The sequence below is a fragment of the Caballeronia sp. LZ028 genome, from assembly GCF_031451415.1.
Taxonomy (GTDB): Bacteria; Pseudomonadota; Gammaproteobacteria; order Burkholderiales; family Burkholderiaceae; genus Caballeronia; species Caballeronia zhejiangensis.
In genome coordinates this window covers 1,089,894-1,116,383 of the sequence record NZ_JARUXN010000004.1, presented here as the reverse complement: position 1 = coordinate 1,116,383, position 26,490 = coordinate 1,089,894, and the positions used below count along the sequence as shown (strand labels likewise).

At 63.1% G+C, this 26,490-nt stretch carries 27 protein-coding genes; 21 read left to right on the top strand and 6 right to left on the bottom strand.

The window, feature by feature from the left end:
- Positions 1-11: 11 nt before the first annotated feature.
- Positions 12-443: a nuclear transport factor 2 family protein gene (locus tag QCE58_RS27925; protein ID WP_250521779.1), complete on the bottom strand. Its 432-nt coding sequence runs from the start codon at positions 441-443 to the stop codon at positions 12-14.
- Positions 444-594: 151 nt separating this feature from the next.
- Here QCE58_RS27925 and QCE58_RS27920 point away from each other — a divergent pair, with 151 nt between their 5' ends.
- Complete coding sequence (locus tag QCE58_RS27920) at positions 595-1,230, top strand: TetR/AcrR family transcriptional regulator (RefSeq protein WP_008352896.1); 636 nt, start codon at positions 595-597, stop codon at positions 1,228-1,230.
- Positions 1,231-1,282: 52 nt separating this feature from the next.
- On the opposite strand, the gene QCE58_RS27915 is transcribed toward QCE58_RS27920, so the two are convergent.
- On the bottom strand, positions 1,283-2,665 hold the full coding sequence (locus tag QCE58_RS27915) for an MFS transporter (RefSeq protein WP_250521778.1): 1,383 nt from the start codon (positions 2,663-2,665) through the stop codon (positions 1,283-1,285).
- A gap of 254 nt (positions 2,666-2,919) precedes the next feature.
- Here QCE58_RS27915 and QCE58_RS27910 point away from each other — a divergent pair, with 254 nt between their 5' ends.
- Positions 2,920-3,873 (top strand): 2-hydroxyacid dehydrogenase, encoded by a 954-nt coding sequence (locus QCE58_RS27910; RefSeq protein WP_250521777.1) that lies wholly within the window; start codon positions 2,920-2,922, stop codon positions 3,871-3,873.
- A gap of 67 nt (positions 3,874-3,940) precedes the next feature.
- Positions 3,941-4,837, top strand: a complete 897-nt coding sequence (locus tag QCE58_RS27905) for a LysR substrate-binding domain-containing protein (protein WP_008352900.1) — start codon at positions 3,941-3,943, stop codon at positions 4,835-4,837.
- On the opposite strand, the gene QCE58_RS27900 is transcribed toward QCE58_RS27905, so the two are convergent.
- From QCE58_RS27900 to QCE58_RS27890, 3 genes are all read right to left on the bottom strand, one after another.
- On the bottom strand, positions 4,821-6,197 hold the full coding sequence (locus QCE58_RS27900; RefSeq protein WP_250521776.1) for an aspartate aminotransferase family protein: 1,377 nt from the start codon (positions 6,195-6,197) through the stop codon (positions 4,821-4,823). The two genes, QCE58_RS27905 and QCE58_RS27900, sit on opposite strands and share 17 nt — an antisense overlap.
- Positions 6,198-6,210: 13 nt before the next feature.
- The gene (locus tag QCE58_RS27895; RefSeq protein ID WP_250458012.1) at positions 6,211-7,545 is read right to left on the bottom strand and encodes a glutamine synthetase family protein; all 1,335 of its coding nucleotides are present in this window, start codon (positions 7,543-7,545) and stop codon (positions 6,211-6,213) included.
- A gap of 147 nt (positions 7,546-7,692) precedes the next feature.
- Complete coding sequence (locus QCE58_RS27890; protein WP_008352906.1) at positions 7,693-7,884, bottom strand: hypothetical protein; 192 nt, start codon at positions 7,882-7,884, stop codon at positions 7,693-7,695.
- 201 nt (positions 7,885-8,085) lie between these two features.
- Between QCE58_RS27890 and QCE58_RS27885 the strand changes: the two genes are divergently transcribed.
- The 4 genes from QCE58_RS27885 to QCE58_RS27870 are packed head-to-tail and all read left to right on the top strand — an operon-like array spanning position 8,086 to position 12,674.
- The gene (locus QCE58_RS27885) at positions 8,086-9,966 is read left to right on the top strand and encodes an ABC transporter permease (RefSeq protein WP_250521775.1); all 1,881 of its coding nucleotides are present in this window, start codon (positions 8,086-8,088) and stop codon (positions 9,964-9,966) included.
- Positions 9,963-10,748 carry an ABC transporter ATP-binding protein gene (locus QCE58_RS27880; RefSeq protein ID WP_250503091.1) on the top strand — a complete coding sequence of 262 codons (786 nt, stop codon included), beginning with the start codon at positions 9,963-9,965 and terminating at the stop codon, positions 10,746-10,748. Before QCE58_RS27885 ends, QCE58_RS27880 begins: the two co-directional genes overlap by 4 nt.
- Entirely contained in the window at positions 10,745-11,452 is a 708-nt protein-coding gene (locus QCE58_RS27875) for an ABC transporter ATP-binding protein (protein WP_249798690.1), read from the top strand. The genes QCE58_RS27880 and QCE58_RS27875 overlap by 4 nt, the downstream gene beginning before the upstream one ends.
- A 31-nt stretch (positions 11,453-11,483) precedes the next feature.
- Positions 11,484-12,674, top strand: a complete 1,191-nt coding sequence (locus tag QCE58_RS27870) for an ABC transporter substrate-binding protein (protein ID WP_008352910.1) — start codon at positions 11,484-11,486, stop codon at positions 12,672-12,674.
- A 4-nt stretch (positions 12,675-12,678) separates the two neighbouring features.
- Here QCE58_RS27870 and QCE58_RS27865 read toward each other — a convergent pair whose 3' ends face one another.
- The gene (locus QCE58_RS27865; RefSeq protein ID WP_008352911.1) at positions 12,679-13,251 is read right to left on the bottom strand and encodes a DNA-3-methyladenine glycosylase; all 573 of its coding nucleotides are present in this window, start codon (positions 13,249-13,251) and stop codon (positions 12,679-12,681) included.
- Between the two features lie 53 nt (positions 13,252-13,304).
- Here QCE58_RS27865 and QCE58_RS27860 point away from each other — a divergent pair, with 53 nt between their 5' ends.
- The 14 genes from QCE58_RS27860 to QCE58_RS27795 all read left to right on the top strand — a co-directional run bounded on the left by QCE58_RS27860 (position 13,305) and on the right by QCE58_RS27795 (position 26,434).
- Entirely contained in the window at positions 13,305-13,736 is a 432-nt protein-coding gene (locus tag QCE58_RS27860; protein ID WP_008352912.1) for a low affinity iron permease family protein, read from the top strand.
- A 473-nt stretch (positions 13,737-14,209) separates the two neighbouring features.
- Positions 14,210-14,395, top strand: coding sequence for a Flp family type IVb pilin (locus tag QCE58_RS27855; RefSeq protein WP_175979510.1), 186 nt, complete (start codon positions 14,210-14,212; stop codon positions 14,393-14,395).
- A 32-nt stretch (positions 14,396-14,427) separates the two neighbouring features.
- A complete protein-coding gene (locus tag QCE58_RS27850; RefSeq protein WP_008352914.1) occupies positions 14,428-14,937 on the top strand; it encodes a prepilin peptidase in 510 nt (169 codons plus the stop codon).
- Between the two features lie 12 nt (positions 14,938-14,949).
- On the top strand, positions 14,950-15,912 hold the full coding sequence (cpaB, locus tag QCE58_RS27845) for a Flp pilus assembly protein CpaB (protein ID WP_008352917.1): 963 nt from the start codon (positions 14,950-14,952) through the stop codon (positions 15,910-15,912).
- Between the two features lie 245 nt (positions 15,913-16,157).
- On the top strand, positions 16,158-17,546 hold the full coding sequence (locus QCE58_RS27840) for a type II and III secretion system protein family protein (protein WP_409014183.1): 1,389 nt from the start codon (positions 16,158-16,160) through the stop codon (positions 17,544-17,546).
- Between the two features lie 10 nt (positions 17,547-17,556).
- The gene (locus tag QCE58_RS27835) at positions 17,557-17,943 is read left to right on the top strand and encodes a CpaD family pilus assembly lipoprotein (protein ID WP_175979509.1); all 387 of its coding nucleotides are present in this window, start codon (positions 17,557-17,559) and stop codon (positions 17,941-17,943) included.
- A 20-nt stretch (positions 17,944-17,963) separates the two neighbouring features.
- Positions 17,964-19,184, top strand: coding sequence for an AAA family ATPase (locus QCE58_RS27830; protein WP_008352922.1), 1,221 nt, complete (start codon positions 17,964-17,966; stop codon positions 19,182-19,184).
- Positions 19,184-20,608: a CpaF family protein gene (locus tag QCE58_RS27825; RefSeq protein ID WP_250521773.1), complete on the top strand. Its 1,425-nt coding sequence runs from the start codon at positions 19,184-19,186 to the stop codon at positions 20,606-20,608. The genes QCE58_RS27830 and QCE58_RS27825 overlap by 1 nt, the downstream gene beginning before the upstream one ends.
- Positions 20,605-21,579, top strand: a complete 975-nt coding sequence (locus QCE58_RS27820) for a type II secretion system F family protein (protein WP_175979508.1) — start codon at positions 20,605-20,607, stop codon at positions 21,577-21,579. Before QCE58_RS27825 ends, QCE58_RS27820 begins: the two co-directional genes overlap by 4 nt.
- On the top strand, positions 21,576-22,541 hold the full coding sequence (locus QCE58_RS27815) for a type II secretion system F family protein (RefSeq protein ID WP_250521772.1): 966 nt from the start codon (positions 21,576-21,578) through the stop codon (positions 22,539-22,541). Before QCE58_RS27820 ends, QCE58_RS27815 begins: the two co-directional genes overlap by 4 nt.
- Positions 22,538-23,413, top strand: a complete 876-nt coding sequence (locus QCE58_RS27810; protein WP_250521771.1) for a lipopolysaccharide assembly protein LapB — start codon at positions 22,538-22,540, stop codon at positions 23,411-23,413. Before QCE58_RS27815 ends, QCE58_RS27810 begins: the two co-directional genes overlap by 4 nt.
- Positions 23,410-23,904 carry a TadE/TadG family type IV pilus assembly protein gene (locus tag QCE58_RS27805; protein WP_008352927.1) on the top strand — a complete coding sequence of 165 codons (495 nt, stop codon included), beginning with the start codon at positions 23,410-23,412 and terminating at the stop codon, positions 23,902-23,904. The genes QCE58_RS27810 and QCE58_RS27805 overlap by 4 nt, the downstream gene beginning before the upstream one ends.
- Complete coding sequence (locus tag QCE58_RS27800; protein ID WP_239294390.1) at positions 23,901-24,647, top strand: TadE/TadG family type IV pilus assembly protein; 747 nt, start codon at positions 23,901-23,903, stop codon at positions 24,645-24,647. Before QCE58_RS27805 ends, QCE58_RS27800 begins: the two co-directional genes overlap by 4 nt.
- Complete coding sequence (locus QCE58_RS27795; RefSeq protein ID WP_309780500.1) at positions 24,623-26,434, top strand: VWA domain-containing protein; 1,812 nt, start codon at positions 24,623-24,625, stop codon at positions 26,432-26,434. Before QCE58_RS27800 ends, QCE58_RS27795 begins: the two co-directional genes overlap by 25 nt.
- Positions 26,435-26,490: the final 56 nt, after the last annotated feature.

Here is a 26,490-nt window from a genome sequence, read left to right as displayed (position 1 = left end):
TGCTCCTTGAGTTATGACGTTTCGTCAGGGTCCATATCCATCATGAGCGGCACCGATGCGTGCTCGTGCACGACACGCCAGTCGCCATCGATCTTTCTGAAGCACACGGTCGCGCGCACGATGTCCTCCTGTTCGCCCACGGCGACGCGGTTGACGGAGTGCGCGTAAGCCAGATCGCCGCTCGCGGCGACTTCCACTTCCCGCATTTCGAATGAGAGCGGGGCTTTCATGCTGTGGAACCAGCGCCGCCAGTTCTCGCGATAGTGCTCGATGCCCCTGATCGACGCGGGCGGCACGACGTCGAACACGACGACATCCGGCGCGTAGTGGCTGACGAGCGTATCGACGTCTTTCGCCAGCACTGCCTGCCGCCACGCCTCGATCATTTCGCGGATGCGCGCGATATCGTCATGCGGATCCGTACGATCATTTGTATTCGCCATGCGAACCTCCTTTCGCATACGATGCCGCCGCGTCGTGACAATGCAACGGCAAACACCGATGCAGAACTATTTTTTGTCTTGTGTACACCGTCCACAAAAAGTAGCAGAGATAATGGACAGTGTCCACATAATCGAAGTCACACGAATCAAAATGACAAATGGCAAGCCGCGCAGCACCTATCGACATGGCGATTTGCGACGCGCGCTGATCGATGCGGGAATCGAACTCGCGCGCGAAGGCGGCCCCGACGCGATCGTCTTGCGGGAAGCCACGCGCCGGGCGGGCGTCGTGCCGAACGCGGCCTATCGTCACTTCGGGAGCCGTCAGGAATTGCTATCGGCGGTACGCTCGGCGGCGCTGTCATTCGTCGCGCAAGCAATGGAAGAGGAACTCGCGTCGCGCCCGAAGAAGCGCCGCCGTGCCGATGCGGCGCGCGCGGGTTTGCGCGCCATCGGCACGGGATATCTTCGTTTTGCGCAAAAGGAAGCGGGATTGTTTCGCACGGCGTTCGCGGCGCCGCAAACGGAATGGACGGAACACGAGGAAACCTATGGCGCGGGGCCGGGCGGTCTCGATCCGTTCGAGTTGCTGAGCCGCGCGCTGGACGACATGGTCGAGGCGGGCGCGCTCGAAGCGAAACGCCGGCCCGAAGCGGAATATCTAGCATGGAGCGCGGTGCACGGCTTCGCGCTCTTGCTGATCGAAGGCCCTTTGCAGGGGCTGAAGCGCACGCAGATCGAACCGCTTGCCGAGCGGCTTCTCGATATGGTCGAGGGCGGTCTCTGAAAGAAATCGCGCCGCACGGAGCGGCGCGAAGCGTCATCGAATCAACTGAATTTCATTTCGCCGGTTCCGATGAGTCGGTTATCGGTTCGACCACGCTGAGCAACAAGAGCAGGCACAGCGTCGCGGTCCCGACCATGTACAGGAAGACCGCGGTCCAGTTATAGCTGTCGAGCAGCAGGCCGACCGCGAGCGGAGCGCAGGCGCCGCCGATTTGTCCGACCGAGTTCACGATGCCGAACGCCGTCGGATAGGTGGCCTTGGTTGCGAGACCCATCGGATACGCGGAGTAGCCTGCGAAGCCGATGCCGAGCATCAGGCCCGCGAGCATCAGCGCCGCGCCGAGATAGGCGACGCTGTCGGGCGCATCGATCAGCAGGAAGGTCATCAGCATCGTGCCGAGCGCGCCGAGCATCATCATCGGTTTGCGGCGTCCGCCAAGCAGACGATCGGAGATGATGCCGCCGAGCATGTTGCCCGTCACCGCGCCGATGAAAGGCGCCGATGCAAGGAAGCCCATCTTCACCGAAGCGAAGCCCTTCACTGTCACGAGATAAGTGGGAATCCACGAGATGAAGATGTTGCTGATGCCGATCATGCAGCCATAGCCCAGCGCGATGCCGAAGATATTCCACGAGCCGAAGACCTGGCGAATCGTTTCGAGCTGCGGCACGCGCTTCGTGCGATTGATAGCGTCGAGCCGGGGCATCGGCGTCATGCGCGCGCGCGACAGCGACTTGCCGCCGTTGCTGCCGACGGTCGTTTCATCGGCGATGTAGCGGCGCTCGGCGGGCGAGCAGAAGCGATTCTCGCTGGGCGAGTTCGTCACGAAGAACATCCATACGACGGCGAGCAGAATGCCCGGCACCGCGAACACATAGAAGATCTCGCGCCATCCCCACAACTGGATCACGACGATGCACACCGACGGCACGATCAGCGGCCCGAGCTTCGATGCGGCGATCCACAGGCCGGTGGCCGTGCCTTTTTCCTTTGCGGGAAACCATCGGTTGATGACGTTGGTGCAGCCGATGCCGAGCGGTCCTTCCGACAAGCCGAGACCCACGCGATACGCCATCAGCAGAAACACCGACGATGTCGTGCCCATCAATCCCGTGAATACCGACGTGAGAATCATGAAGACGGAAAACAGCAGGCCGGTGGTCTTTTCGCTGAGTCGCTTGTAGAGGAGGCCGACGGGAATCTGCACGAAGCCATAAGCGAAGGAGAACAGGCTCACGATGAGACCGGCCTCGGTATTGGTGATGTGATATTCCCTCTTCAGATACGGCAGCGCGATGCCGAAGTTGGCGCGATCCGCGCACGCGATCGCCCAGATGCAGAAGATCAGTCCCATCACGACCCAGCGGTGTTTCGTGTGTTTCTCCGCAACAGGTTCCGCTTTCGAGGAAGCGACGATGCCGTCAGCGTTGTTCATTGCGCTGTTGTCTCCGATGTTATGTGCAAGGCTTTATTGTCGATGTGCCTTCCGATGCTTCGAATTGTGGGGAGCGTGGACAAGAGCGTCCAATCTTTTATTGCTATTACCTGATTCCCGGATTGAATCGATCGAAGCGCGGCATGCAATGCGTCGATTCGTGGATCAATTGATAGCGTTTTGGGATTGGACGTTATCGCCGAAAGCAGACATGATCCGCTCCACATCGCAACGAACACCATGGAGCACGCGAATTGAAGCCGAGCATTCTGCAACTCAATCCCATCCTCGTACCGGCCATCAATGAAAAGCTGAATGCGCTTTATACGATGCATCGGCTGTTCGAGCAGGAAGACAAGGACGCGTATATCCGCGAACACGGCGCTTCCATTCGCGGCGTGATTACCGGCGGACATACGGGCATCGCCAACGATCTCATCGAACGCTTGCCTGCATTGCAGGTGATCGCGGTGAACGGCGTCGGCACCGATGCCGTCGACCTCGAATTCGCGCGCTCGCGCGGTTTGCCGGTGACGGGTACGTTCGGCGCGTTGACCGAAGATGTTGCCGATCTCGCCATCGGTCTCATCCTGACCACGCTGCGCGAGATCTGCCCCGGCAACGATTTCGTGAAGACCGGCAAGTGGGTGAACAACCCGAGCCCGAGCGCGATTCCGTTGTCGCGCCGATTCAGCGGCAAGCGCGTGGGCATCGTGGGCCTCGGCAAGGTGGGCCGCGCGATTGCGCAACGCGCCGCCGCGTTCGGTTGTCCGATCGCTTATACCGATGTACGCGCGATGGACGATATCGACTATCGCTTCGTGCCCGATCTGCTGTCGCTTGCGCGCGAAAGCGACATTCTCGTGCTCGCCGCTGCAGCCGATAAAGCGAAGGGCATCGTTAATGCGGCCGTGCTCGATGCGTTGGGCAAGGACGGTTATCTCATCAACATCGCGCGCGGCAAGCTCGTCAAGGAAAGCGATCTCGTCGAAGCGCTGTCGCGTGGCGTGATCGCGGGCGCGGGACTGGATGTTTTCGTCGATGAGCCGAATGTGCCGGCCGAATTGTTCGGCATGGATCGCGTCGTGCTGCAGGCGCATCGCGCGAGCGCAACGGTCGAATCGCGCACGGCGATGGGCGAGATGGTGCTCGCGAGTCTCGCTCAGGCTCTTGCGGGACAGCGCCCCGAAGGCAGCCTCACGACCTGACGCACGCGCATGAACGCGTCCGGGGCGAACATATAATGATCGGCCATCACCTCAACGTCGATTACGAATGCTCGATCTCGGACAAGTACGTTGCTTCGTTGCGGCCGCGACGGAACTGAACTTCAGGCGCGCGGCCGCGCTGCTCAACATGACGCAGCCGCCGCTTTCCAGACAGATTCATCTGCTCGAAGAAAACCTCGGCGTGAAGCTGTTCGAGCGCGTCGGGCGCACGGTCAAGCTGACGACCGAAGGGCGCGTGTTTCTCGCCGATGCAACGCGCCTGCTCAATCTTTCCGAGCAAGCCGAAAGCACCGTGAGGCGCGCGAGCAAGGGCAAGACCGGGCGCGTACGCATTGGCTTCACGGGCGCGGCGGGCTATGAGCTGATACCCGAACTGCTCGTCGCTGCGAAGCGCGATTTGCCCGATATCGACGTCGTGCTGCTCGAGATGATTTCCGTCGCGCAGATCGAAGCCTTCGAGGCAAACGCGATCGATCTCGGCTTCATGCGGCCGCTGCCTTCGCGGCAGAAAGTGGAGTTTCTTCTCGTCGACCGCGAGCCGATGATCGTCGCATTGCCTGCGGGACACGCGCTGTGCCGTTTCGACCGGCTCGAACTCACGCAGTTGCACGAGCAGCCCTTCATCATGCATTCGCCCACGCACGGCAAATACTTCTACGACCGCATCATGAGCATGCTCGTCGCCGATGAAGTGAAGCCGCACTTCACGCAATACATCGATCAGACGCCGACCATTCTTTCGCTCGTGCGTGCAGGGCTGGGCGTATCGATTCTGCCCGCATCGTCGCAACGGTTTCATTACGACAGTGTCGAGTTCAGGGAAATTGCGGGCAACGCCGTTCAGGCCGAAATGAGCATGGCGTGGCGTGCCGATCAAGACAATCCCGCCGTCACGGCGTTTAGGCACATGGCGGCGGAATACTTTGCTACGCGGCGTGCGTAATCGCGGGCGCGGTCGCATCGATGGCGGCGCGAGCTTTATCGACGATTTCGTCGATCTCGTCATGCGTGACGACGAGCGGCGGCGAAAGCAGCATGCGATCGTGACTCGCGCGCATCACGAGATTGCCCGCGAAACAGAAGTCGCGGCATATCGTGCCGATATCGTCGCCATTGGCAAAGCGCTTTTTCGTCGCGCGATCTTCGGCAAGCTGAATGCCGGCGACGAGCCCCGTGCCCGCAATTTCACCGACGATCGCATGATCGCTTAACGCTTCGCGCAATCGCTTTTGAAAGTACGGCCCCGCATCGTGCTTTACGCGCGCGACGATGCCTTCGTCTCGCAGCAACTTGAGGTTAGCCACGGCCACCGCAGCCGCGACCGGATGCCCCGAATACGTGAAGCCGTGATTGAATTCGCCGCCATTCACGATTGCATTCGCGATGCGATCCGATAGCGCGACGGCGCCCATCGGCACATAGCCGCTCGTAAGACCTTTTGCGATCGTGATGACATCCGGCTCGAAGCCGAAGTGCTCGTGCGCGAACCACTCGCCTGTGCGGCCGAAGCCGCCGATCACTTCATCGGCGATCAAGAGCACGTCATGCTTGCGGCAGATGCGCGCGATCTCCGGCCAATAACTCGATGGCGGAAAGATCACGCCGCCCGCGCCCTGAAAAGGCTCGCCGATAAAAGCGGCGACGTTCTCCGCGCCGAGTTCGACGATCATATCTTCGAGCTGACGCGCACGCGCAATGCCGAATTCCTCTTCGTTCATCGCGCCGCCTTCACCGAACCAGTAAGGCTGATCGATATGCGCGACATGCTCCATCTTCGATGGCATCTGCTCGTGCATATAGCTCATGCCGCCGAGCGTTGCGCCCGCGATCGTCGAGCCGTGATACGCATTCGCTCGCGCGATGACATAGCGTTTTTTCGTTTGTCCTTGCACGGCCCAATAGCGATGCACGGCGCGCAGCGCCGTATCGTTGGCCTCCGATCCGCTGTTGCAATAGAGAAAGCGATTGAACTTCGCGGGCGCGACATCGGCAAGCATCGCCGATAACTCGATGATCGGCGGATGCGTCGTCTTGAAGAAGGTGTTGTAGTAAGGCAGTTCCTGCATCTGTTTCAGTGCGGCATCGGCGAGTTCGCGGCGTCCATAGCCGACGTTCACGCACCACAAGCCCGCCATGCCGTCGATGATGCGCGTTCCCTCCGAATCCCACAGATACACGCCTTCGGCCTTCACGATCACGCGGCTGCCCGCGCGATTGAGCGCGCCCATATCGGAGAACGGATGCAGATGATGCGCGGCGTCGAGCGCGCGGTAATGCGCCGTCGAATCGATTCGATCGTTCATGTTGTCGGCTCCTTCAAACGTGCAATAGCAGATGCTTGCGTTCCCACGAACTGATCACGCGGAAGAACGCTTCGTATTCGGTTTCCTTCAGCGCGAGATAGGCGCGCACGAACTTCTCGCCGAACATTTCGGCAAGCGGCTCGCAAGCGCCCATCAGCGTGAGGCCTTCGTCGAGATTGCGCGGCAATTGATAAGGCTGGCGATAACCATCGCTCGCGAGCGGTTCGGTCGGTTCGAGATGTTGCGTCATGCCGAGATAACCCGCGGCGAGCGTGGCGGCAATCGCGAGATACGGATTGCAATCGACGCCCGGAATGCGATTCTCGATGCGTCGTGCCTGCGGCGACGAGTGCGGCACGCGAAAGCCGACGGTGCGGTTGTCATAGCCCCATTGCACATTGATCGGCGCGGCCATGAAGCGCGATAGCCTGCGATAAGAGTTGATATACGGCGCGAAGATCGGCATGAGCGCGGGCGTGTATTTCTGCAAGCCCGCGATGTAGCTATAGAAGAGCCCCGTCGGTTCGCCTTCGCGATTGGTGAAGAGATTGCGGCCGGTCTCTTCATCGACGAGGCTCTGATGCACATGCATCGCCGAACCGGGTTCGTTTTCCATCGGCTTCGCCATGAAGGTCGCGTACATCTTGTGGCGCAGCGCGGCCTCGCGCACCGTGCGCTTGAAAAGAAACACGCGGTCCGCGAGATTGAGCGGATCGCCATGCAGAAAGTTGATTTCCATCTGCGCCGCGCCCACTTCGTGAATCAGCGTATCCACTTCGAGCTCCTGCATCTCGCAGTATTCATAGATGTCTTCGAAAAGCGGATCGAACTCGTTGACGGCATCGATCGAGTACGCCTGACGCCCCGTTTCCGCGCGCCCGGTTCTGCCCACCGGCGGTTGCAATGGCAGATCGGGATCGCGATTCATATCGACGAGAAAGAACTCGAGTTCGGGCGCGACGACAGGCCGCCAGCCCTTGGCGGCGAATTTATGAAGCACTTCGCGCAGCACGCGACGCGGCGAAATGGCGACAGGCGTGCCGTCGAAATGCACGCAATCGTGGATGACTTGCGCGGTCGGATCGGTGGCCCACGGAATCAGGCGGATCGTCGCGGGATCGGGCACGCAGACCATGTCGGGATCGGTGACGCCGGTGAAGCTGCCATCGACGGGATAGTCGCCCGTCACGGTCTGGATCATCACGGCTTGCGGCAGGCGCATCGCTTCGCCCGATTCGAACTTGCTGCGCGGAATGATCTTGCCGCGCGCGGTGCCGGCCATGTCGGGAATGATCGCTTCAACTTCGGTGATGCGATGTTTTCGCAGGAATTCGTCGATGCGTTCCATGTTCGTTCTCACGTTTCGATAGGGCGCACGCGTCCACGGCCTTCGCGATGCATCGCGAATGCGCGAAGAAGCAGGACGCGCGCGTTCACGCGTGCGGGCGCACGCGCGCGGACCAACAACTGATGGAGAAGAAAACGAGAGGAGGCGCTACGGCAGCAGCGAAGCCGCGCCGACGCAATGCACGGCGATGAACGCGCGCGCGGAAATCGCGTTGCGACGCCGCACGCAGCGGCGGGAGAGGACGGTCAGAACCGACAGGAAGCGGCGATCGGGAAGCTTGCCGCAGCGATCGGCGCGGGAGTGATGGCTCCTGCGTGCCAGAGGGCTTTGGACTTTCACGATAAGACTCGTTGGTCGAGTGGATTTGCAGAGCGATTGCCCATGCCGACAATTGCCCTTCAGCGAGCATATACGAGACATAAACGCCGTCAATACGTTTTTTCCAGTGGTTTTCACGCGGGATGTTTCTGTCGCGCCACGAGAAGGTTGCGCAATTCATCGATAATGTCGGCTCTTTCCGCCGAAATGCTCACAGAGCCGATGCTCTCCAACCTGCTCGTTCAACTCGTCAACGGCCTCGCCGATGCTTCTGCGCTCTTTCTCGTCGCTTCGGGACTGTCGCTGATCTTCGGCGTCACGCGCATCGTCAACTTCGCGCACGGCTCGCTCTATATGCTCGGCGTGTATGTCGCGTACAGCCTGGCGAGCCGCTTCGGCGAAAGCGTCGCGGGGTTCTGGACGTCGATCGCGGGCGCCGCGCTATTGGTCGGCGCGATCGGCGCAGTAATAGAAGTGAGCGTGCTGAGGCGCATCTATCGCGCGCCGGAGTTGTTTCATCTGCTTGCCACGTTCGCGCTCGTGCTCATCATTCGCGATGCGGCGCTGTGGCTTTGGGGACCGGAAGATCTGTTCGGCCCGCGCGCACCGCATCTCGAAGGCGCGGTGCAACTGCTCGGTCATGCGTTGCCCACCTATGACCTCGCGCTGATCGTCATCGGCCCGCTTGTGCTGTTCATGCTCTGGTATGCGCTCACGCGCACGCGCTGGGGCACGCTCGTGCGCGCGGCGAGCGCGGATCGCGAGATGCTCGGCGCGCTCGGCGTCAATCAGGCGTGGCTCTTTACCGGCGTGTTCTTCGTCGGCGCGATGCTTGCGGGACTCGGCGGCGCGCTGCAGGTGCCGCGCATGTCGGCGAATCTTTCGCTCGATATCGAGACCATCGGCAATGCGTTCGTCGTCGTCGTGGTCGGCGGCATGGGCTCGATTCCGGGCGCGTTCGTCGCCGCGCTATTGATCGCCGAAATCAAGGCGATGTGCATCGGCATCGGGAACATAACGATCATGGGCGTCGGCTTCTCGCTGTCGAAGTTCACGCTCGTCGCCGAGTTCGTCGTAATGGCGGTCGTGCTCGTGCTGCGTCCGTGGGGACTCTTCGGCCGTCCGCAGACGATCGCACGTTCCGCCGCGCCCGCCGACCGGCCTTTGCTACCCGCCACGCGAAACATGAGGATCGCGGCGTTCATCGCCGTGATCGCGCTTGCGCTCGCGCCGCTCGCCGCCGTTGCGTTTCCGTACATGCCCGTGCTGTTCGTCGAGATCATGATCGCGGTGCTGTTCGCCGCGAGCCTGCACTTCATCATGGGACCGGGCGGCATGCACTCGTTCGGTCATGCGGCGTACTTCGGCCTCGGCGCATACGGCGCGGCGCTGTTTCTCAAGGTATTCGCGTTACCAATGGAAGCCGCGCTCGTGCTCGGGCCGCTGATTGCGGGCATCGGCGCGATCGTGTTCGGCTGGTTTTGCGTGCGCTTATCGGGCGTGTATCTCGCGATGCTCACGCTCGCGTTCGCGCAGATCGTCTGGTCCGTCGTCTTTCAATGGGATGCCGTGACGGGCGGCAGCAACGGCATATTGGGCATCTGGCCGTCGCCGTGGCTATCGTCTCCCGTCGCGTTCTACTACCTCACGCTCTTCTTCGCCGTCATCGGCGTATGGCTTTTGCGGCGCATGCTTTTCTCGCCGCTCGGTCTCGCGATGCGCGCCGGTCGCGATTCGCCGTTGCGCGCCGAAGCGATCGGCGTGAACGTCGCGCGCGTGCAGTGGGCCGCGTTCATCGTCGCGGCGCTCGTGTGCGGGCTCGCGGGTTCGCTCTATGCGTTCTCGAAGGGCAACATCTCGCCGGAAGCGATCAGCGTGGGCCGCTCCGTCGACGGCCTCGTGATGGTCCTGCTCGGCGGCATCCAGACGCTTGCCGGTCCGATCGTCGGCGCGAGCGTGTTCACCTGGCTGCAGGATGCCGTCGCGCGTCAGACCGACTACTGGCAAGCGCTGCTCGGCGCGGCGATCCTCGTGCTCGTCATCGCGTTTCCGCAAGGCATCGCGGGTTTCGTGCGCGAGCGCTTTTTCAGGGAGGCGCAATGAGCCTGCTATCCGTCGCGCATCTCTCGAAGTCGTTCGACGGTGTGCACGCCGTCGACGACGTTTCATTCGATCTCGAAGCCGGTCAATTGCTCGCGCTCATCGGTCCGAACGGTGCGGGCAAATCGACGTGCTTCAACATGATCAACGGTCAGCTCAAGCCGACTTCCGGCGCGATCCGCTTCGACGGTCACGATATCGCGGGCATGCGTCCACGCGATATCTGGCGGCGTGGCGTCGCGCGCACGTTTCAGATCGCCGCGACCTTCAATTCGATGACCGTACTCGAAAACGTGCAGATGGCATTGCTTTCGCGCGAGCGGCGCATCTACAGGCTGTTCGGGCGCGTCGAATCGTGGAGGGAAGACGAAGCGATGGCGTTGCTCGATCTCGTCGGCATGGCGATGCATGCGCGCCGCAGTTGCGCGGTGCTCGCATACGGCGACGTGAAGCGCGTCGAGCTTGCTATCGCGCTTGCAAATCATCCGAAGCTCTTGTTGATGGACGAACCGACCGCTGGCATGGCGCCACAGGAACGCAATGAATTGATGACGCTCACCGCGCGTCTAGCGAAAGAGCGCAACATCGGCGTGCTGTTCACGGAGCACAGCATGGACGTGGTCTTTTCACATGCGGACAAGCTGATCGTGCTCGCGCGCGGACGTCTCATCGCACAAGGCGATGCCGAAGCGATCCGCGACGATGCCCGCGTGCGCGAGGTCTATCTCGGCACGGGCGCATCGTATGCGCCGCGTGCGGCGTTGAATGCGGGAGCATCGTCATGACGCTGCTCAAAGTCGATGCGTTGAATGCGTTCCATGGCCGCGCGCAAATACTGTTCGATGTCGGCTTCGAAGTCGGACGAGGCGAAGTGGTCGCGCTGATGGGCCGCAACGGCGCGGGCAAGTCCACGACGATGAAAGCCGTCATGGGTCTTCTGCCGCGCATATCGGGCGCGGTGTCGTTCATGGGCGAAGACATCGCGGGCATGGCGCCGCATCGCATCGCGCGCAAGGGGCTGGGTTACGTGCCCGAAGATCGCCGCGTGTTCGGCGATCTCACGGTGATGGAGAACCTCGACACGGGTCGGCAGCCGCCGCGCGAAGATGCGCCATCGTGGACGCCCGAAAAGCTCTTTCGCGTGTTCCCGAATCTCGGCGAAATGCGCAATCGCCGCGCGAGCCGCATGAGCGGCGGCGAGCAGCAGATGTTGACCGTATCGCGCACACTGATGGGCAATCCGCGCCTCGTGTTGCTCGATGAGCCATCGGAAGGTGTCGCGCCTGTCATCGTCGAACAAATGGCCGATATGATTCTCGAACTGAAGCGCGAAGGGCTCGCCATACTGCTGTCGGAACAGAATCTGCATTTCGCGGAACTCGTCAGCGATCGCGTTTATGTGCTGGAAAAAGGGCAGATTCGCCATGAAGGCCCGATGCACGCATTCGCGAGCGACGATGCCGCGCGCCGCGAGTTGCTCGGCGTTTAAACGATCATTCAAACGGAGAGGAGAAGATTCAATGGCGCCAATGCGCTTCACTATCGCGGCCATCGCAGCGGGCATGGCGTTCGCCGCGCACGCCGACACCATCAAGATCGGCGAGATCAATAGCTATAAGGCGCAGCCCGCGTTTCTCATGCCGTACAAGAACGGCTGGAATCTCGCGCTCGACGAGATCAACGCGGCGGGCGGCATCAACGGCAACAAGCTCGAAGTCGTCTCGCGCGACGACAACGGCAATCCCGGCGATACAGTGCGCGTCGCGCAAGAGCTCGTCGCGCGCGAGCAGGTGAAATTGCTGTTCGGCGGTTATCTGTCGAATACGGGTCTCGCGCTCGCGGACTTCGCCAAGCAACGGCGCATCTTCTTCCTCGCAGCCGAGCCGCTCACCGACAAGATCGTCTGGCAGGACGGCAACAAGTACACATATCGGCTGCGTCCTTCGACTTACATGCAGGTCGCGATGCTCGTGCCCGAAGCCGCGAAACTCGGCAAGAAGCGCTGGGCGCTCGTCTATCCGAACTACGAGTACGGGCAATCGGCGGTGGCCACGTTCAAGCGCTTGCTGAAGGCCGCGCAGCCGGATGTCGAGTTCGTCGCGGAGCAGGCGACGCCGCTCGGCAACATCGATGCCGGCGCGGTCACGCAAGCGCTCGCCGATGCAAAGCCCGACGGCATCTTCAACGTGCTCTTCAGCGCGGACCTCGGCAAGTTCGTGCGTGAAGGCAATACGCGCGGCCTGTTCAAGAATCGCGCAGTCGTATCGCTTTTGACGGGCGAGCCGGATTATCTCGATCCGCTCGGCAAGGAAGCGCCGGTCGGCTGGATCGTGACGGGTTATCCGTGGTATTCGATCGATACGCCGGCGAACAAGAAGTTCGTCGCCGCTTACGAGGCGAAGTATCACGACTATCCGCGCCTCGGTTCGGTCGTCGGCTATACGGCGATGATGTCGATTGCGAACGGCCTGAAGAAAGCGGGCTCGCCCGACGCCGACAAGCTCGCGGCCGCATTCAAGGGCTTGCCTGTCGATACGCCGTTCGGTCCGATCACGTATCGCAAGGAGGACAATCAATCGACGATGGGCGCGTATGTCGGCGTAACCGGGCTGAAAGACGGCAAGGGCGTGATGACGTCCTTCCGTTATGTCGATGGCGCGAGCGTGCAGCCATCGGACGATGAAGTGAAGAAGCTGCGTCCGGCTGACTGAAGCGTCAATCCTTCGGAAAGGGCTTGCTGACGAATTTCGAACCGGCAAGCCCGAAACGCCACGGCACGTCCATCGCCTTGCTGATGCCGATGCGCGGTCCTTGAACGATCGCGCATTCTTCCTCGGGCGGCTCGATATGAAACGGCGCTTCGAGCAGCGACATGCCATTGTTCTTGTGCGTGATGCCGAGCGCCTGCGCGACGCGGCCCGGTCCCGAGCACAGCAGTTTGATCGGCGCAAGGCCGCGCCGCTCGCGCATTTCATCGATGCCGACGAGCGGTTCGATCGCGCGAATCAGCACGCCCGCGCCATGACCGGCTTCGCGGCACACGAAATTCATGCACCAGTGAATGCCATAAGAGCGATAGACATAGACATGCGCGGGCGGCCCGAACATGGCTGCATTGCGCGGCGTCGGACCGGAGAAGCTATGCGAGGCCGGATCTTCGCGGTCGTACGCTTCCGTTTCGACGATGCGGCCGCCGATACCGTCGACGGTCACGATCGCGCCGATCAGGCGTTGCGCGACGATCTCGGACGGCGCGTAGAAATCGATGGGTTTGGGCTTCGTGTTCACAAGCGGTATTCTAGCCGCGCCCCGTAGCAGATCCTCAAGCTCAGAGACGCCGAATGAAGACTTCGTGGTTTCTCAGGTTCTCGAATGCGCTCGCGCAATTAGCGGGCCGCGCATCGACCTTCGTCATCGCCGTGGTGCTCGTGATCGTCTGGGCCGTCTCGGGACCGCTCTTTCACTTCAGCGATACATGGCAGCTCGTCATCAATACGTCGACGACGATCGTCACTTTCCTGATGGTGTTCTTGATCCAGAACACGCAGAACCGCGACACCGCAGCGATGCAGATCAAGCTCGACGAACTGATTCGCGCAATCGACAAGGCGCATAACGCGCTGCTCGATCTCGAAGAGCTCGATGAAAAGGAACTCACGGTTTTTCGCAAGCGTTATGAAAAGCTCGCGCAAGAAGCGCGCGATAATTTCCGCTCGGCAAGCAGCGATATCGACATGCCTTCTTTTCCACAAGACGAGAAGCGCGATGGATAAAGCTTGCATGGAAAGGCATGAAAGAGCGGCCCTGGATAATAATCTTGCGAGTTGCGCAAACTGCGTGACAAAAGCAGGTAATAAAAGGTAATCTTGCGTTTTCGCGGCGGCGCGGTTCGCGCTGCGCCGCGCGCCTGGCTCCGGATCGCTCAGGTTTTGTCGAGCCGTTTCTTACGAGCGCATTTCGCCAGACATCAGTAAACGGTTTCTCTAAAGTTTGCGGGATCTGCTTAAAACGATAGGGCGCCCGTCTTGTCGATTGGTTAAAAATAAAAAAAGAAAAAATTCACTCTCTAAAGTATTTCGGATTGTTGCCGACAAAGGGCGCGCGCATCGTTTTTCTAAACCTCGGAAAGAGGCCATTTCAGGCTTTAATTCGCGAAGTTATTCCTTCCCAAAATGGCTAGGATGGGTCCTGCCCGGTATTCCTTTTGCCGGGTCCACACCTACCTAAACCCTTGAAGGAAAGAAAAATGCGCAAACTGATGAAGGCATTCGTGCGCGACGAGCGCGGCGTCAGCGCGATGGAGTATGCAGTCCTGGCCGGCATCGTCGTGCTGGCGCTCGGCGCGATGGCGAGCACGTTCAGCACCAGTGTCGGAACGATGTTCTCGACCCTGTTCGACAAGGTCACGACGGCACAAAGCAGCGCGAACTAACAAGCGCCGGCCCACACAACAACGAGACCAACGTGCAGCTCTTGTCTCTTGCCATCCGCCTGATCGTGCTCTGCGTGCTGCTCTGGCTCGCGGTCATCGACGTGCGCTCCCGACGCCTGCCGACCAAAATCGTGCTGGTCGTCGGGGCGCTCTTCTTTGCCGACGCGCTGGCGCGCCGCATGCCGGTCGACGATGTCATCGTGCATCTGCTGCTCGCGATTGGCGTATTCCTGGTCTGCGCCGTGCTGTTCGCGGCGAAAATGCTGGGCGGAGGCGATGCGAAACTCGCCTCCGTGATTTTTCTCTGGGCCGGACTCGCTTTGTCCTTGCCCGCCTTAACCCTGATTTCCGTGATCGGGACCGTCGTGTCCCTCATCAGCCTCGCGACGCGCCACATGGACCCCGTGCAACGGTTCATGCCCATGAAAGCGCTCGCGATGTTCTCCGGCGCGCGCGGCGTTCCGTACGGCGTGGCCCTCGCGCTCGGCGGCGGTCTCGTGATCGTGCTGCCGGCGCTCATGCCTTTCTTTGCGATCCGATAGGACGGCGCGCTCATGTCCAACATCATCAAGTTCGCCATGCTTCTGATCGGCGCGCTGCTCATCGCGCTCATCGTGCGCGTCGTGGTCGCGAGCGCTTCGCGCCCGGCCAATCAGCCCGTGACGACCGAGAAGGTGCAGGTGAGCGCCGCTGATCTGCCCCAAGGCCTGCTTCTGCGCGACGAAGACCTCGCGTGGAAGGCGATGCCCGCCAACCAGATTCCGCCCAACGCGATCATTTCGGGCGCGCAGAACGCGCCCGACCTGAAGGGCGCGCTGCTGCGCCATCCGGCCGCGAGCGGCGCGGTGCTGACCGCGGCCGATGTCTTTTTGCCGAACGCACCCGGCTTTCTCGCCGCGACGCTCAAGCCCGACATGCGCGCCGTGTCCGTCGCGGTCGATGACGTCTCCGGCAACGCAGGTCTGATTCAGCCGGGCGATTACGTCGATCTGTTGCTGACGCAGCAAATGGAGCGCCGCACCGATTCGCCGGACATGGCCGTATCGAGCGAAACCGTGGTCGAGCACGTACGCGTGCTGGCCGTCGGCTCGGAGATCAAGCGGCCCAAGAACAACGGCGACAGCAGCGAGCCCATCGCGCGCGCCCGCACCGTGACGCTCGAAGTGACGCCGCGCATGGGCGAGGTCGTCGCCGTGGCGGCGCGCCTCGGTTCCCTTTCGCTCGCGCTGCGCAGCTTCGCGACCGACAAGCGCGATCCGAACGCATCGGCGACTGCGGCGGCGCCTGCATCGTCCGCGCAGCACGCGCCGATCTGGGCCGGCGACATCTCGCGCGCCGTCCGCGATCTGCCGCGCTCGCGCCAGACGCAGGTCAGCGCGCCGGTTCGCGTGGCGGCGCCCGCGCGTCCGGTCACGATCTATCGCGGATCGGAGAAGGGCGAAGCCGGTGCGACGGTCGCGCAGGTCGGCGGATCGTCGGACGCCGCGCCGCCGATTCCGAGCGTGCCGGCCCGATGAGCATCGTCCGCCGCGGCCGAACGCGGCGCCGATATGGAGCAGCAGCATCAAGTCACGGCAGCACAGTGCCAGGATCGAATCTCATGAGAACGCAGTTGGACTTCAGCAGCATCGAAAGACGGAGCGCGCGAACCGTGCGGAACGCACGAATCGCGCTCGCGTGCGCCGGCGCGCTGCTGGCGGGGTCCGTAGCGGCGGCGCAGCCGGTCATGTCCACGAAGCCGGGCGATGACGCGGCGCCCGCCATGCAGCTCGCGCAGCAGACTCGCGTGCGCGCCGGGGCGCCTGCGCGGACCGCGCTCGCCGCGCCGGCGGACGCCGCCGTCACGCTCGGCCCGCTTACGCTCGACGCGGGCAAGGGCACGATGCTGCGCCTGCCCGAGGATGCGACTTCGGTGTTCGTGGCCGACCCGTCGATCGCGGACGTGCATGTGCCTTCGCCCAAGACCGTGTTCGTGCTCGGCAAGAAGAACGGCACGACGACCTTGTATGTGCTCGGGCCGGGCAACAAGACGCTGCTTCAGCGCACCGTGGTCGTCGCGCGCGACATGCTCTCGGTGCGCAACATGCTCGCCGCGCGCTTTCCGAACCTGAACCTGCAGACGAGCTCGGGCCAGGGCTCGCTGCTCGTCTCCGGCCAGGTGCCGACTTCCAGCGATGCCGATGCGATCGTGCAGGCGCTGACGCCGTTTCTCGCCGACAAGGAAGTGCTCATCAACCGCCTGACGGTGGACCGTCCGCTGCAGGTGCAGTTGCGCGTGCGCATCACGGAAGTGGACCGCAACGTGACGCAGCAGCTCGGCATCAACTGGCAGGCGCTCGGCAATTCGGGCAACTGGCTCGGCGGGCTCTTCGCGGGCCGCGCGATCCAGAATCTGAGCCAGCCGATCGTCGGTTCGAACGGCGGCGTCGTGTATCCGATCAACCTGCCGTCCAACAACGCGTTCTCGGTTCTCGCGGGCTTCAAGGCGGGCAATACGGACATTCGCGCGCTCATCGACGCACTGAATCAGGAAGGCCTGCTCACCGTGCTCGCCGAGCCGAATCTCGTCGCGATGTCCGGCCAGACCGCGAGCTTCCTCGCGGGCGGCGAGTTTCCGATTCCCGTCTCGCAGACCAACGGCGCGATCTCGGTCGAATTCAAGCAGTTCGGCGTCAAGCTCGACTTCACGCCGACCGTGCTCAACGAACGCCGCATCAGCCTGAAGGTGCGCCCGGAAGTGAGCCAGATCGATTCGACCGCGAGCGTGACGACCGGCGGCGTGACCGTGCCGGGCCTCTCGGTGCGCCGCGCCGATACGACTGTCGAGCTGGCGAGCGGCCAGAGCTTCGCGATCGGCGGGCTGTTGCAGAGCAATACCACCGACATCGTTTCGCAGATTCCCGGCATCGGCTCGATTCCGGTGCTCGGCAAGCTGTTCTCGTCGTCGAATTACCAGAACAACAAGACCGAGCTGGTCATCATGGTGACGCCGTATCTCGTCGAGCCGACCGATCCCGCGAAGCTGCGTTCGCCGCTCGATTCGCTGATCTCGCCTTCGAGCGACGTCGAATACAGCTTCCAGCGCAAGGCGGGCGCGCAGCCGTCCGCATCCGAACCGCGTCTCGTCGGCGCGGCGGGCTACGTCTACTGAGCGCCCAGCCATGAAACTCGCACTTCGCCCGACCCGCGTCTCGACCCTCGCCGTGCTGCTCGCGCTCGCGTGCGGCCTGTCCGGGTGTTTCCACCCGCCGCGCAACATGCCCAACGAATCGGTGATCGGCTATGACGGCACCGGCGCCGTGCCGCCCGATTGCGCGGCGCTCTCGCGCCCGCCCGTTCTCTCCGATGCCGGCAGGCAGCGCCCGTCGATGCAATGGGGCTGCGCGACCTACACGAATCTCGCGGCGCAGCTCGCGCATCCGGCCGATATCGTCGCGCCGCAGCCGCTCGGCCCTGCCGACGGCGCGACCGCCGCCAGCGCGATGCGCCGCTACGAAACCGGCCACGTCCTCCAGCTCGACAAGTCGTCGACGCGCGATTCGAACTAGCGCCTTCACGGACCGAGAACATGAGCACCACCGAGATCAGCTTCTTCAAAGGCAAGCAGGGCGTCCGGATCGCCGACTTCATCGCGTTCGTGGCGGACCGCAAGACCGAGCAGGTCCTGAAGAGCTTCGTGCTCGAACAGGCGATGCCGCACGTTCACATCGCCGTCGGCAACGTGGACGACGCCATCGCGCATCTGTCGAAGATCGAGCGATCGCCGCTCTTTCTGCTCGTCGATCTGGAAGGATCGGTGATGCCGCTCTCCGACCTCGGCCGTCTCGCGGAAGTGTGCGAGCCCTCGGTGCAGGTGGTCGCGATCGGGGAGCGCAACGACGTCGGCCTGTTCCGCAGCCTGCTCAAGATCGGCGTGCGCGACTATCTCGTCAAGCCGCTGACGGTCGAGCTGCTCAAGCGCACCGTCAACGTCTCCGAGGGCAAGGTGAGCCCGGTGACGCTCGCGCGCGCCGGCAAGACCATCGCGTTCGCGGGCGCGCGCGGCGGCGTCGGCGTGACGACGCTCGCGCTCAATCTCGCGCGTTATCTCGCCGAGGACACGCATCGCCGCGTGGCGTACGTGGACCTGAAGATGTGCGGCGGCGCCGCCAACAGCATGCTCGGCACGCAGAGCAACAACGGCCTCGTCGACGTGCTGCAGAACGTGCATCGTCTCGATCCGCAATATGTCGAACGCACGCTGGTCTCGAACGGCAGCCGCCTGTTCATCCTGTCGGCGGATATCGACTACGGCACGACGAAGCAGTTCGAGCCGGGCGCGCTGCGCCGCGTCGTCGAGCTCTTGTGCGACAGCTTCCATTACGTGATTCTCGATATCGGCGATCCGAACGGCCCGCTCGCCGCCGAAGCCTTCGATCACGCGTCGCGCGTGTATCTCGTCGCGGACCGCTCGGTGCATGCGACGCGCGAGACGATCCGCATGCTGCGCTACATCGAGGATCGCGACAACAATCCGCCGACTTCCGTGGTGCTCAACAATCCGAACGCGGCGGCCGCAGGGAAGGTGCAGCAAACGGATTTCATGACGGCGATCGGCCGCACCGTGCTGCACGAAGTGCAGTTCGAGCCGAAAGCGCTCGCGACCGCCGAGAACCTTGGCGAAGCGCCGGTCGAGCGCGCGCAGAACGGCTTCACGCAGACTATCGCGCGCATCGCCAATGACCTCACCGGCCAGCACGCGACGGTCGAGCGCTCGTTCCTGAGCAAGTTCAAGCTCCGGAGGGCGTGATGTTCGGGCAAAAGCAGGTGCGCGCGGAGCCGCCGTCCGATTCCCGCGACGGCGCGAACGGACAGCCGCAAGGTGAGGCGCCGCCGCTTTCGCTCGTCGAGAAGCAGGCCGCCGCGTCCGCGCCTGCGCCCGTGCGCTCGCAGCAGCCGGACGGCAACGAAGCGCTCGTGCGCTCCGACCTCTTCAAGACGATCCGCGCGGGCGTCTTCGCGGCGATGAATCCGTCGGCGGCCGTCGGCAAGACGCGCGAGCAGATGAAGCCTGCGGTCGAAACGCTGGTGCTCGATGTCGCGGAGCGCGAGCGCCTGAACGTCACGATCGCGGAGCAGGTGCAGATCGTCGGCGAGCTGCTGAACGACATGTTCGGTCTCGGCCCGATCGAACCCTTGCTCGCCGATGAAACCATCACCGACGTGCTCGTCAACGGTCCCGATCAGGTCTGGGTCGAGCGGCACGGCCGGCTCGAACTGACCAACTGCAAGTTCCGCGACAACGCGCACGTCGTCAACGTCGCGCAGCGCATCGCGGCGGGCGTCGGACGTCGTGTCGACGAAAGCAGTCCGATGGTCGATGCGCGTCTCGCCGACGGCAGCCGGGTAAACGTCGTGCTGCCGCCGCTCGCGATCCACGGCGCGTCGATCTCCATCCGCAAGTTCTCGAAGCGCAACATCACGCTGCATCGCATGGCGACGCAGGGCAACCTGTCCGCGCAAATGGCGACCGTGCTCAAGCTCGCGAGCACATGCCGCCTCAACATCATCGTGTCGGGCGGCACCGGGTCGGGCAAGACGACGCTGCTCAACGCGCTGTCTCATTTCATCGGTCACGGCGAGCGCACGGTGACGATCGAGGATGCGGCCGAACTGCAACTCGTGCAGCCGCACGTCGTGAGTCTGGAGACGCGGCCGGAGAATGCCGAAGGTCTCGGCGCCGTGACGCAGCGCGATCTCGTGCGCAATGCGCTGCGGATGCGCCCGGACCGCATCATCCTCGGCGAAACGCGCGGCCCCGAAGCGTTCGACGTGCTGCAGGCGATGAATACCGGCCACGACGGTTCGATGACCACGATCCACGCGAACACGCCGCGCGACGGCATCACGCGTCTCGAATCGATGGTGATGATGGCGAACGGCAACCTGCCGCTCTTGTCGATCCGCCGGCAAATTGCGAGCGCCGTGCATTTCATCGTGCAGATCGAGCGCATGCGCGACGGCATGCGGCGCGTGACGCGCATCACCGAGCTCGTCGGCATGGAGGGCGACGTCATCATCACGCAGGATCTGTTCACGTTCCGCTACGACGCGAGCGCCTACAGCGAAGAAGTGAAGGGCGTCTTCGAAACCGCCGCCGTGCGTCCGGCCTTCGCGCAGCGCGCCGCGTACTACGGCCTCGAAGATGCGCTTCTGGAAGCGATGAAGCCATGAACCTCGTCAATCTCATCACCGTCGCTTCGTTCGTCTGCGTGATGCTGTTCGGCGTGATGGTCGTCATCGTGCAGGACATGCGCAACAATCAGCCGCCGTCGCGCATCCGCCAACGCATGCAGACATCGTTCGCCGGGCGCGGCGCGAACGTGGCGAAGGCCAGCAAGCACGATCTCGACATCTTCCACGTCAATCGCCACGAGAACGCTTTCACGCGCTGGACCGGGCCGCGCCTCGCGCGCCTGCGCACGGTCGCGGGCGCGAACGGCCTTCGTATCGTGATCGTCGCGACGCTCGCGGGCGAGCTCGTCGCCGTCATCGTCAACCGTTTCGCTCCGATGCCGGATTTTCTGCCGCCGCTCGTGTCGATCGGCCTGCCGGCGCTCGCGCTGACCCAGTCGTACCGCTTTCTCGTCGAGCGTTTTCGCAAGCGCTTTCTCGACGGCTTCCCCGACGTCATCGACATGATCGTGCGCGCGGTGCGTGCGGGCGTGCCCGTGACGCAGGTGATCGGCAGCGCGGCGAGCGAATGCCGCGAGCCGCTCAAGAGCGAGTTCCAATTGATGGCCGATTCGCTGCAGGTCGGACTCGATCTGGAAGAAGTGCTCGCGGTGGCGATGCGGCGCATCGAGATCGCGGATTTTTCGTTCTTCTGCGTATGTCTGCTGCTGCAGCGCGAAACCGGCGGCCAGCTCGGCGAGACATTGGAAAACCTGTCGGGCATCGTTCGCACGCGCCGCGAGATTCGCCAGAAAACCAAGGCGCTGACGGGCGAGGCGCGCATCACGACGAAGATTCTCGCGGCGATTCCGGTTGTCATCATGGGATCGATGTACGCGCTCAACCGCGACTATCTGATGGTGCTGTTCAACACCGATTCAGGTAACAACGTGCTCACGTTCGGCGTGATTTCCATCGTCGTGGGCCTGATCGTGATCGGCAAGATGTCGAAACTCGATACCTCGCGATGAATCAGAACCAGTTCGAAACGCTCATCAATCTGCTGATGCTGTTCGGCCTGTTCGCCGCGCTCGCCATCTGGTGGATGACCAAGCACGGCGGCACGCGCGGGCGCATCGCGGAGCGCGCGCGCATGGCCGCGGCCACGCACCGCTCCGACAACGTCGCGACGGACGACGGCGGCGATACGATGACGCGCGGCGAGCGCGTGATGCGCCGGCTCGCGCGCATCGGCGACAAGATCCCGTTCTTCGATGCGAAATATCGGCTCAAGCTGCAGAAGGAAATGGTGCGCAGCGGCTATCGCAGCAACCTCGCGGTGTCGATCCTGCTCGCGGTGAAATTCTTCTGCGGGCTCGCCTGCGCGGCGGCCACCGTGATGCTCGGCTCGCGCATTCCGATGGTCGGCGCGTATCCGGCCGCACGCGGCATCGCGATGCTGATGGTGTTCATCGTCGGCATGATCCTGCCGGAGTACGTGGTCGCGTTCCGGGCGTCGCGCCGCCGCAAGAAGATGGCCGGCTGCCTGCCCGATGCGCTCGATCTGCTCGTCATTTGCACGAACGCGGGCAACAGCCTGGGCGTGTCGATCCGGCGCGTGGCCAACGAGCTGAAGACGATCTGCCCGCCGCTCTCCGACGAATTCGCGCTCGCCGCCGACGAGCTCAAGCTATCCGGCGACAGCACGCGCGCGCTCAACAATCTCGCCGAGCGCATCGATCTGCCGTCGATTCGCGCGCTCATCTCGACGCTCACGCAGTCGATGCGCTACGGCACGCCCATCACGCAGGCGCTGCGCACGCTGTCGCGCACCGAGCGTCTCGCGCATATCGTCTCGCTCGAAGAGAAGGCCGCGAAGCTCGCGCCGAAGATGGTCGTGCCGATGATGCTGTTCATTCTGCCCGCCATCATCTCGATCGCGGCGGGCCCTGCCGTCATTCAGTTGCTTGCGTTCATCGCGGGAAATAAATGAAGCCATCCATCCAACGCACCGCGCGTATCGCGGCACTCGCCTCCATGCTCGCACTCATGCTGGCCGCCACCGGCTGCACGACCACCGTGCGCCAGGTGACCGAAACGCGCCCCGTGCTGCGCAACTCCGCGCCGAGCACGATGAGCGAACTGCGCATCGCCGACACGGCGCTCCAATCGAACAACTTCGAGCTCGCGACTTCGCTGTACGAGAAGATCGTGCAGGCCGATCCGAAGTCCGTGCCCGGCCTGACGGGTCTCGGCAACACGCTGTACGGCGTCGGCGATTTCACGCGCGCGGGCGTCTACTATCAGCGCGCGAGCCAGATCGATCCGAAGGCGACGCCGCCGCTCATCGGCATCGCGCGCGTGGCGATTCATCAACGACGTTTCGCCGACGCCATCGCGACGTATCATCGCGTGCTCGCGATCACGCCGAACGATCCGCTCGCCTGCGCGGGCCTCGGCGCGGCGCTCGATCTCTCCGGCGATCACGCGCGCGCGCAAGCGCTGCTGCGCGAAGCGCTGATCGCGAATCCGGGCGATCCGATGCTGTCGCTGAATCTCGGTCTTTCGCTCACGCTGTCGGGCGATCCGCGTCAGGGCGCGAACGTGCTGCTCGACGTGACGCGCTTTCCCGCCGCGCCGCCGCAAGCGCGCCAGAATCTCGCGCTCGCGTACGGCCTGCTCGGCAACGATGAAGCCGCCGCCGCGATCCTGTCGCGCGATTTGCCGAAGGCGTCGGTGCGCGACAACCTGCGTTACTACGAACTGCAGCGCGAGCGCGACGGACAGACGAGCGCGCAGCCGTCGAAGAGCGTCGCCGTCTCCGCGATCGCGACGCCCAAGGTCCAGACGGCGAGCGTGAAATGATCTTGCGCGCGCGGTCGCTCGGAAACCGCCGCTTCTGGAAGCGCATCGCGCGCGACGAGCGCGGCGTATCGGCGATCGAGTTCGCGATCGTCGCGCCGGTGCTGTTCATCCTGATTCTCGGCACGGTCGAAGTCGCGCTCGACATGATCGTCGACGCCTCCGTGCAATACGCGGCGCAGCAGGCCTCGCGCGCGGGGCTCACGACGACCGATCCGTCGAGCGGCACGCGCAGCCAGGAGGCGGCGCGCATCGTCAACAACATTCTCGGCGGCTGGAAGAACATCAACGGCACCGTCGATATCAAGACCTACGCGTACGACTCGTACAACGATATTTCCGCAGGCAACTACGAGGACACGATGGGCGGCTTCGGCGATGTCGTGCTCTACCAGATCACGGTGACGATGCCGACCTTCTCGGGCATTCCGAAGCTCTTCGGCATCAACTCGATGACCTTCCAACGCAACTATCTCGTGCAAAACGAAAAATGAAGCCCGTCAGCGCAACGATGCGATCCCTGTTCGCGGCGGCCGTCACGCGACGCGCGCGCTCGGTGTCGAAACGGCTCATGCGCTCGGAGCGCGGCGCCGTGACGATCGAATTCGTGATCGTCGTGCCCGTGATGCTGCTGATCCTGCTCGGCTTCACCGAGCTGTATCTGTACATGCGCGCCGTGAGTCTCGTCGAGCATACGGCGTTCACGCTCGCGGATTCGATCGGCCAGATGAGCAACGTCATCGACGACACGTCGGACAAGAACAACGCGACCAACGCGAACAGCCTCACGTCGATCTGGGCGGCGGCGGTCACGCTCGCGCAGCCGAACACGCTCGACAGCAAGGGCGGCGTCATCATCACGGCGATCTGCGACCAGAATGTGAACTGCAATTGCACGCAGATGGGCGGAACGCTCGCGCAGACCAAGGGCACGCCGGCGATCATGTGGAGCGCGAAGCCGAAATGGCAGCCGACAGGCATGACGTCGAGCGTCACGGCGACGAAGGTTGTGCCGAGCAACTGGCCGTTCCGCTACGGCGATTCGGCGGTGGCGATCGAAGTCTTCTACCGTTACACGCCGTTCTCGATGACCGCGCCGTTCTGGCGCAGCGCACCGGGCGAGACGACGATCTACGAGCGCGTCTTCGTTCGTCCGCGCAACGGGCAGGTGCTGGCGCTCTCGAACCCATCCTCGACCTTGTCGACATCGCAATGCGAAAGCAGCACGGCCCTCTGAGCGCGCGCAGCGCGCGCAATCTGGTGTGCGGCGACGAGGGCGCCGTCACGATGATGTTCGCGATCTGCGCGAGCATGATGATCGGCTCGATGTGCATGGCCATCGACTCGATCCACTACGAAATGACGCAGGCGCGCATGCAGATGGCGCTCGACGTCGCGACGCTCTCCGCGGGCGCGGATCTCGCGCACTACGACACCACCAAGCCCGCCGATCTCGCCAACTGGAAGACCGACGCTCGCGCGTTCTACGACGTCAACATGCCGTCCGGCTATCTGGCGCTGAACATGCCCAACGCGAATTTCTCGGCGTCGGTGACGGGCGCGCCCGCGACGGGGCAGACCATCAAGCTCTCGGCATCCGGCTCGATGCCGCTGCTCGCGCCGGTCTTCTTCGGCAAGGCCAAAACGGACACGGGTTCCGACAGCGGCAACAACCAGACCAATCCCGACACGGCGACCGTCAGCGCGAGCAACGCGGCGCTGCGCCTGCCCAAGAGCACGCTCGAACTGGTGATGGTGCTCGACAATACCGGCTCGATGTCCGACTACGCGAACACCAAGGACTACACGGCGGGCACGAAGATCACGGGCTTGCGCGCGGCCGCGCAGAATCTCGTCACCAGCATCTTCCAGTCGTCCACGACCGATTCGTATGTCGGCCTCGTGCCGTTCACGACGATGGTCAACGTCAAGAATGCGTTGCAGCCCACCGGCAAGTGGATCACGCCGCTGTTCGACAACTACAACGCCCAGCATATGTCGATGACCGCCAGCAAGAACTGGAAGGGTTCGGGCTGGGGCGGCTGCGCGGTCGAGCCGCGCGACGCGGGCGGCAACCTGCGCGCGGAGGCCTACGAGCCGGCGTCGTCGCCGAACTTCAGGCCCTTCTTCTGGAACGTGCCGAAGAACAGCTTCTCGGTCTACACGTACACCAAATCGACGAAGAACAAGATCACCACCTGCACGATCAACAGCAACCCGACCGTCACGGTCGGCGCGCCGCTCACGTATCTCACGAGCGGCAGCGTGACGACTTCGTGCGGTACGACATACTCGGGCGCAACGCCGCCCGCGATTTACGACCAGTGGTACGTCAATTCGAGCAGCAATTCGACTTCGACCACGACCTACGATCAGAACGGCAATACCAACTACGGCACCAACGGTCCGTGCAACATCGCGGCTGCGCTCTTCCTCACGAAGAGCCAGAGCGATCTGACGACCGCCATCACCAACATGAAGGCGGCCGGCTCGACGCTGATCCCGACCGGTCTCCTGTGGGGCTGGCGCATGCTGAAGTCGTCGTGGTCGGACAATGTGGCGGGCGCGGGCAACGGCTTCATTTCGACCGACACGTCCTTGCCGCGCCCGGAGACGACGCAGGGCTTGCAGCGCGTGGTCATCGTGCTGACGGACGGCGAGAACGATCCGGGCGGATCGACGGGCTTCATGCCGCCGCAGGCATTCAACGGATTGTCGGGCGTGGGCCGCGCGGATCTGACGTCGAGCACGGTGTTCCCCAAAGGCCCCGGCTCGATGGGCTCCGTCGACGACATCAATACGTACCAGCTCGCGGTGTGCTCGGCGATGAAGCAGGACGGCATCATCATCTATTCGATTACGTTCGGCACTTACGGAACGGATACGGCCAGCGTGAGCGCGCAGACGACGATGCAGAACTGCGCGAGCCCCGGCAACTACTATCACGCGCCGAGCAACACGACGCTCAATCAGATCTTCCAGCAGATCGCGGGCAATCTCGGCGTGCTGCGTCTTACGCAATAAGGTTTTCGGGCGAGGCGGGCACGCACGTTGCTCGCTTCGTCAGGGCAAGTCCACTT